This window comes from Turicibacter sp. T129 (assembly GCF_025594975.1).
Classification (GTDB): domain Bacteria; phylum Bacillota_I; class Bacilli_A; order MOL361; family Turicibacteraceae; genus Turicibacter; species Turicibacter bilis.
Genome location: NZ_JAMQUU010000102.1, coordinates 1 through 1,752, shown reverse-complemented (window position 1 = coordinate 1,752; position 1,752 = coordinate 1). Strand labels below are relative to the sequence as shown.

Here is a 1,752-nt window from a genome sequence, read left to right as displayed (position 1 = left end):
TGGTTCTTCCTGACTTTTGGTGATAAAACGCTTTACCTGATATAATAAAAAGACATCTTAGAGAGGTAACTATCATCATGAATCTTAATGTCTTTTTTCCTGAAAATCTTATGATTCAATCCATTGAAAATAATGAGCATAAAATCCTGATTTACTTAAAGTCTAAATCAAATTTTAGTCACTGTCCATTATGTGGTATGAAGAGTCAGCATGTGCACAGTACGTATATTAGAAAACCATTAGATGCTTCTATTCTTAGTAAGCCAGTCCAATTAAAGATACAAGCTAAAAAGTTTTTTTGCTTAAATTCAAACTGTAAACGTCAAATTTTCACTGAAAGATTTACTGGTTTTCTAAATACCTACCGGCGTTTAACTGTTCGTCTTGAAGAAGTCTTTCTTCAATTATCATTATCGATGAGTGCGGAAGCTTTATCACGCTTCCTTTTTAAACTTGGATATGAACGAAGTGGAGACTCGCTATTAGATTTATTAAGACGTATTGATTCCACTGAAAAAGAAATAAAAAATCAATCATTAACTCATATTGGGGTTGATGATTTTTCTTTTCGTAGAGGCGTTGAATTTGGAACTGTCATTTGTGATTTAAAAACGCATCGTCCGGTTGAGATTTTGGCTTCTCGCTCGACTCAAGCATTTAAAGAATGGTTAGAAAAACATCCTTCAGTTAAATTAGTGACACGTGATCGAGCGACAACGTATACCAAAGCGATTCATTCAACGAACCCTGACATTATTCAGATTGCAGATAAGTGGCACTTTCTTAAAAACTTATTAGATGTTGTTAAAGAAACCATCAGTTCTCGTTTTCCTAAAGGATGGTTTATCATACCTGAATGCCCAGTCCTCGAAACAACGGATAACGAGACAGATATAGCTACTACTAATGAAGAGTCAACCGTTAGTCATGAATCATTATCTGAAAAAGAACAATCGAAATGGACACTCATTTTAGAGGTTCAAAAAGTCTATCAACAACTAGGCTCTATTCGCCAAACAGCCAGGCATCTTAAGCTAAGTCGTACAAGTGTGACAAAGTATATACAATTATCTGAACCCCCAAAACAAATAAGAAAGCCACGTGTTAACCAATTTCTTCCCTATTTAAACCAAATCACACAATGGTGTCAGGAAGGGAAAACAGCTATTTGGATTCATAAACAATTGATACAACAAGGATTTAAAGGAGCACCTTCTTCAACCCGACGAAAAGTTCAAGAAATTAAAGCAACTCTCTCAATAAAAAAGAATAAAAAGGTAGAGGATAAAATCAATAAAAAACCTCCTAAATATTTGAAAGCGACCAAATTTCAATTAATCTCATTAATCTGGCGAAAGGCAACCTCTTTAACTCAACAAGAGTTAGATTTATTAAATCAACTCTTTCAAGGCCACTCTGATCTAAGTGAGTTATATACAGCAGTGCAATTATTTAGAGATTTGGTTACTATGGGACAAGTCGTTAAGTTATCTCAGTGGCTGGAACGTTATGTTAATCACGAAATTAAATTACTTCGTGAGTTTTGTCGTCGAATGAAACGCGATGAGCAATCGATAATTAATGCATTAGTTTATCCATACACTAATGCCATTTGTGAGGGAAATGTCAACCGAATTAAAATGATTAAACGTCAAATGTATGGACGAGCTAGTTTTAAACTTCTTCGCATTAAAGTACTCTATGCCTAAAAAAGGCTTTTCACCAAAATAACGGAAGAACCACTTTTTTATT

General features: G+C 34.2%; 1 protein-coding gene. It reads left to right on the top strand.

Annotation, left to right across the window (positions count from 1 at the left end; all coding sequences use genetic code 11):
- The first annotated feature begins 77 nt into the window (after window positions 1-77).
- Complete coding sequence (locus tag NEH75_RS12910; RefSeq protein ID WP_055304584.1) at window positions 78-1,709, top strand: ISL3 family transposase; 1,632 nt, start codon at window positions 78-80, stop codon at window positions 1,707-1,709.
- Window positions 1,710-1,752 lie beyond the last annotated feature (43 nt).

Excerpts from the sequence above, each read along its gene's own strand:
- NEH75_RS12910 (WP_055304584.1), top strand. The coding sequence starts at position 78 with ATGAATCTTAATGTCTTTTTTCCTGAAAATCTTATGATTCAATCCATT.